The 5,970-nt window shown below is 60.3% G+C and carries 4 protein-coding genes; all 4 read right to left on the bottom strand.

Features of this window, described 5'->3' with window-relative positions; translation table 11 throughout:
* Positions 1-226 precede the first annotated feature (226 nt).
* On the bottom strand, positions 227-1,426 hold the full coding sequence (locus EN935_RS18995) for an ABC transporter substrate-binding protein (protein WP_127265463.1): 1,200 nt from the start codon (positions 1,424-1,426) through the stop codon (positions 227-229).
* A gap of 91 nt (positions 1,427-1,517) precedes the next feature.
* Positions 1,518-2,276, bottom strand: coding sequence for a transglycosylase SLT domain-containing protein (locus EN935_RS19000; RefSeq protein ID WP_127373518.1), 759 nt, complete (start codon positions 2,274-2,276; stop codon positions 1,518-1,520).
* A gap of 30 nt (positions 2,277-2,306) precedes the next feature.
* The gene (locus tag EN935_RS19005) at positions 2,307-2,678 is read right to left on the bottom strand and encodes a hypothetical protein (RefSeq protein WP_109659519.1); all 372 of its coding nucleotides are present in this window, start codon (positions 2,676-2,678) and stop codon (positions 2,307-2,309) included.
* Positions 2,679-2,738: 60 nt separating this feature from the next.
* Complete coding sequence (locus EN935_RS19010; protein WP_206534540.1) at positions 2,739-5,915, bottom strand: Ig-like domain-containing protein; 3,177 nt, start codon at positions 5,913-5,915, stop codon at positions 2,739-2,741.
* Positions 5,916-5,970: the final 55 nt, after the last annotated feature.

Below are 5,970 nucleotides of genomic sequence, written 5' to 3' on the forward strand. Positions count from 1 at the left end.
GTTCTCGGCGTTGTGCGCCGGTAACGGGGGCAACTGGCCGGATTGGCTGCGTATCGTCAATATCCTGCGAAGGGATAAGGACAGGCCGATCGACCGAAAGCAAAGCCCGGGCCTGAATGATCAGCAGGACTCCGGCCAGAAGCAGGAGGCTTCCGAGCGCGATCGCCAAGCTGCTGCGGCCCGGCCGGCCCATCAGCGCGAACAGGATCTCAAGGAGTCTCGCCGGTCAGAAACCCGACGTCGATTTGGCAACCAGCTTGAGAGCACCTTTTTCAATCCGATAGAACGGCATCGATCGTTCGCTGGATCCGTCGGCCCGAAACCGGAACAGGCCGGTCGACCCACGAAACCCATTTGGATTCTCGAGAACCTTTTTGCTGAAACCATCAGGCCCGACCGCGCTGGCAATCCCTGCAGTCAGGGCAACCATATCATAGGCGTAGGCCACATTGACGTCGGCCGGATAGTTGTATGCCGTCCTGAAGCGGTCGGCGATCGGCCCGGTTTCACTTGGATCGAGCGTGGCGATATATGCCCCCCCAAACAGCGGATCCATGGGGTGTTCCAGCCAACGGTTCGTTCCGACGACGGAGATTGTCTTCCCCGGAATGCCCTTTGATTTAAGGGCGGCGAGGATGGGCGACGGGCTGTCATTGCCGCTGGCAACGATGACGGCGTCGGGGGCGTCCACGAGTGAGCCCATTTCGTCGACCACCTTCGCGCCACCGTCACCGGCCGAATACGGGAGAGTGACCGCGAGGGTCGCACCATAGATGCTGAGGCTGTTCGCGACCCGCTTCTCCATGGCGCTGGCGTTTGGGCCCTCCGCGACAAACAATACGAACTTCTTGCTGCCTTTCGCCGCCAGTCCCGCGGCGCCCGCAGCGGCGCTGTCCGCTTCGCCAAGGAGCACGGCATAAACCCCGGCGCCGCCGGCGAAATTATCGGCAAGCGCCAGGACCGGTGGCCGCTTCGATCCCGACAGCGTGGCAATATGCTGGGCTGCCGGCAGTTCGGTCGGGCCGATGACGACCTTCGAGCCCGTCGTTATGGCCGTTATCGCCATTTTGCTGGCAAGCGCGCTGTCGCCTTTGGTGTCTTCCACCGTCAGCGTAAGCAATCCATTGCCGATATCCGTCATCGCCAGCTTGGCGGCATCGAGCATCTTCCTGCCGTTTTCCCCTGCCGGCCCCGCAGCGGACAACGGCAGCAGCATCGTGATTTTTGTCGAACCAGTGCCCAGCGACTGGGTCGCCTGGACCGGACCGGCAACAGCGGCGCCATTCTGCCCGGCAGGCACGGTAACCGCCGCCGGATCGAGCACTTCGGAAACGCCGCCTTTCGACTGACAGCCCGACACGATCACGGCGAGCGCCAAGGCGATTGCCCATGTCCGTGGACAGTGGACGTGTCGGCCAGCTTCCATGAATGCTCCACCCCATGTGCCGCCGGATATTCTTCCCGGTCTGGTCTTCAAGTCATGTTACGGCGGACTTGCTGTGCCGTCTGCAGTTCTTTTAGCTGCCGAAAAGCCTGGCTCTGAGCGCCTTGAGCTGCCTTGCTTGCCCGGCACTTCGATAGTCGGCGCATTTCATGTATCGCGGCCCGGGCACGAACACGCGCCGCACGCACACACCTTTTCCCTGGGCAGAGGCTCCACCCTCTCCTCCTGGCGAAAATGCGGAAAAGCCTGACGTCGCCACCGGCAAAGGCCCGGTCACTTCAATCCCTTCCCTTGCCAGGATTGCCCGCGCACGCTGACAGTAGCGGACCGAAAGGGCCGAGAACCGGCTTTCATTGTGCCCGGCGCGATACTTCATGACGGTGGTGCACAGATCGCCCGCGGCGAGCCTGTTGGCCTGCGCAAGATATTTGACCCCAAGGGCGATGTTGGTCGCCGGTGCGCTCAGATCGTCCACGGAGCCTCGAAAGCCAAGCATTCTGGCCGTAGCCGGCATAACCTGCATCAGGCCGACTTCGCCATCGGCGCCCTGCACGCCGGGATCGAACCCGCTTTCGATCTCCATCACGGCATGCACCAGCATCGGCTCCAGGCCATAGATCGATGCCTGGCAGCTCGCAAACGCCTTGAATGTCTGCCGGGTCCACTCCGTGGCTGCGTCACAACGAGCCGGTCGCGGCAGATTGGACGACTGACGCTGTTCCACGGACGGTCGTTCCAGCCAGTTGGCGCGGGCCAGCGTGACAGTTAGGCCAAAGCCGACGAACACGATCGCGCCTGCGATCGCCTTCAAGAATGATCCGTCGGCTGTCATGATGGCCAACAGGCGGGTTCGCCTATCCGGTCAGTGCATGTACTCGACCATGCGATCGTGGAAACACTCGCACTTGTTGAGGGTGTCTTCGTCCTTATAGTTCGTCTTCAGATAGCCGTAAGCCATGCCGCAGGCGACCTTGGCTTCCGATGCCCAGACGAAGACGGGCCGGGACGAATTGATCCACTCCGAGCTGTTGGCGGCGGCGACCGACTCGTCCATCAGTTTCACCACCTGCTCCTTGAGGTCGACGATGTTGTCGTTCAGCACCAGGTTGGACGTGCCGACGGTGCGGCAATAGTCGGCCGTCGGACCTTCGATGATGTCGGCGGCGTAGCCCGTCGACCCGACTGCCAGCAACAGCGTCGCAGCGGAAACAAGCAGCCTTGCAGAACGTTTCATGTTGAGCTCCCCTAAATATTAGCGACGTATAACATAGTCGCGTAGCCATGCGCTATGGCGTTAGATCGTTGCCGTGTGTTGCACATGCGCCGTGTCGTCGTAGAGTATCGTGATCGTGCCGGCGGCAGGTGCGTTCTGCAACGCGGCGACGTCCACGAAATTGGCCGCATTGCCCGAACCAGTGGTATCGACGCTCAGCGTCTTCGTGTCGGCGTCGTAGTGCACATAATCATTGATGTTGCCCCCCGACGCCGTGTCGAACAGCGCGCTCAGATCGATCTTGTCGCCCTGACCACCAGGGCCGGTGCCATGGTAGTCGGTGATGAGATCCTTGATGTCGAGGTTGTCAAGCTTGAAGGTGTCGGCGCCCGTGCTGCCGGCGGTCGGCTCTGCCGGTGCAACAAGTGAGGTGTCGAGTTCGACCTCGACATAGTTGCCGGTCGTGCCGTCGGCCATGTGGAAGGTTCCGTTGCCTGTCACGGTCTGTCCGTCGATTTCGCCGACAGTCGGAGTAGCCGCCGTGCTGATGGAGACGATCCCGTTGTCAGCGAGGTGTGACAATTCCCCGGCGTCACTGATGCCGTTGGCATTGGCGTCCTTCCAGATCAGCAGGCTGTCGAAGGCGGTATCGTTGTGGTCGATGACACCGTCATGGTTGCTGTCGAGCGAAGCCAATGCCGCCGCGCCGCTGGCGAAATTGCCACCGCCGAAGTTCGGTGTGAACAGTTCGGTGCCATCGTCGATCTTGCCGTCATGGTTGAGATCGACCGCCAGCATCCCATCATGGGATGTGTTCCAGGCAACCTGATCTTTTACACCATCGCCATTGATGTCGAACTGGACGCCATGGCTGAGGTCGGAGAAGGCGAACCCATCGTGGTTGAGATCGAGGATGATGGGGTCGGTAGCGCTGTTGTAAACGACAAAATCTGTGCTGGTGAGCGCGTTAAGCTGCGATTGCGAGGTGATGTTGTCGAAGGTTGCCACCTGGGTGCGGCCGGCGGCGTCATTCCAATTCGTGTCGAACCAGAGTTCGCCATGTCCTGTGGTCGAGTTGAAGACAAGCACATAGGTGTTGGCTGCCGCCACGAGTGTCGCCGTTATTTGCGCCGACGTCTGCCCCGCGTCGATTTTAACGATATGCGTCGAGTCGCCGGCCGTGAGAGCAGAGATCGAGGTCCGGATCGAGAAGTCGTTTACATTGAGGGGGGTACCGGCGGAAGTCCCGATCGTGTTGACGAAATTGACGCTGCCGGTTCCGGTCAAACCCGTGTCCAGCAGGCCGATCTTGTCCGTCCCGACCACGAAGTCCTTGATTGTATCCATTCCGGTATTTGTTGCCATCCGGAACTGATCTACCCCAGTGCCGCCGGTCAGAGTGTCGTTGCCGGCGCCGCCAATGAGGATGTCGTTTCCATCGCCCCCGAAAAGAAGGTCATTGCCCCCACTGCCGTTCAATTTGTCGTTGCCGCTTCCCCCCGAAACTTGATCGTTTGCGCTGCCGGTGACGATCGTGTCGTTGCCAGCCGTGCCAGCCATTACATTTACCGCAAAGGCGTCGGTGGCCGTATCACCATCGCCGTCCTTGCCTGTCAGTTGGAACTGCAGCACATTGTCAGCTGGGTTCACCGTTGTGGTATATTCAAGAGAAATGCCAGTAATCTTGAAGTTGACATTGTTTGTTATGGCCTTGAATTCCACGTAGTCGACGGTCCGACTACTATCGATGTCAAAACTGACTGTACCGTTTCCGTCATAATTCACGGCTGTGGTGACCGGTGGACCACTCGTGTAAAAGACTTGGATTTGGAAATCGTCACCAGTAGACAAGCTTCCGCTTGAGGAAACTCCGATTGAGAGCGAACTCAAGGTCGAGTTCTCGAAGCCAGATTGCTGCTGGACGTCCAGTCGCAGGGTTTCGTCGAAATTCTCCTGGATGCTGTTGCCATTGATGCCGAGATCGGTCGATGAAATCGTCAACGTCGCAGGATCAGGGGCCGTTCCTGCGTCGTTGCCGTCCTCGTTCGTGGCAGTCAATACCAGGGAGAACGCGCCGCCAAAGTTTGACGCGGCGAATGTGTAGCTCGACAGACCGGATCCGCCAGAGATTCCACTGAACAGCGATCCGCTCGAAACTGTGAGCGCAGGTGCAGCAGTAACTAGCTGGAAGTCATAGGTGCCATCGTTCTGAACCGTGATTTCGAAAAAGGTCTTCGTAGTTCCACCGTCATCAAAGGTCGCTTCGTAGGTGGAGGTGGTACCGGATTTCAGGTGGAAATCGAAATCCGCTCCTTTGTTGGTCCAAGCAAGAGCGCCTGACCCGAACGAGTCAGCGAAAGCCGAACTGTCAGCACCGACTATGAAGTGGTAGTCTCCAGAAGTAACTGCACCAGCAATCCTGTTGACGGCTATATCGTCGACGCTCAGAGACGGCCCGTCATCGTTGACCTTGACGGTCAGCGAGGCATTGGCCGTGTCGTTGTCGCTGTCGGTGACCTTCACCGCAAAGTTTTCCCCGGTCGCCTGGTCGGCGGCCCCGGTCGCGGCAGGATTGGGGTTCGTCACGTGCTGCAGCAGCGTGTAGCTCCAGCTGTAGACACCACCGCTCGAAGTCACCGTCAGGTCACCATTGGTGCCATGCACGACGACCGGAACCGCAACGGTCGCAGCGGTCACATCCACGCCACCGACCTCGAGCTTCTGTAGGGTGTCGCCGCCCGTGGCGATGTTGAACGTGCCCGTTGTCGTCTCCGACTCGTCGCTGTGCAGAGCCGGAAGCGCCAGCTCCCCGCTACCGTCCGCAAGGCCCTTCTCGTCGACGACAGCGGTCGCGTCGACCGCCGGCGTCCCGCCGGTCGGCGTCACCGTGACCGTCGGTATCGAATCCGCCACCAGGGTAATCGTCGCCGTCGCCTGTGAGGTGTCTCCGTCGCCATCCTTGATCGTGTACGAGAAGCTCACCGGAACCTGTTCGCCAGCGCCAGGCGTGTAGGTGAACGTGCCGTTCCCGTTGTTCACCAGGATGCCCGAGCCGCTCAGGCTGCCGGCAACCAGCGTCACCGTGCTCGCCAGCACCCCGTCGGCGCCATGCACGTCGTTGGCGAACACGTCGATCGTGACCGGCGCATTCTCCGTCGCCTGCGTCTGACCGTCGTTGACCGCATGCGGCCCGTCATCGTTGACCTTGACGGTCAGCGAGGCATTGGCCGTGTCGTTGTCGCTGTCGGTGACCTTCACCGCAAAGTTTTCCCCGGTCGCCTGGTCGGCGGCCCCGGTCGCGGCAGGATTGGGG

Source organism: Mesorhizobium sp. M7D.F.Ca.US.004.03.1.1 (genome assembly GCF_003998635.1).
In the GTDB taxonomy this organism is placed as follows: Bacteria; Pseudomonadota; Alphaproteobacteria; order Rhizobiales; family Rhizobiaceae; genus Mesorhizobium; species Mesorhizobium loti.

Bases quoted from the DNA above. Each gene is read 5' to 3' on its own strand.
- EN935_RS19000 (WP_127373518.1), bottom strand. From the start codon at position 2,276: ATGACAGCCGACGGATCATTCTTGAAGGCGATCGCAGGCGCGATCGTG.
- EN935_RS18995 (WP_127265463.1), bottom strand. From the start codon at position 1,426: ATGGAAGCTGGCCGACACGTCCACTGTCCACGGACATGGGCAATCGCC.
- EN935_RS19005 (WP_109659519.1), bottom strand. From the start codon at position 2,678: ATGAAACGTTCTGCAAGGCTGCTTGTTTCCGCTGCGACGCTGTTGCTG.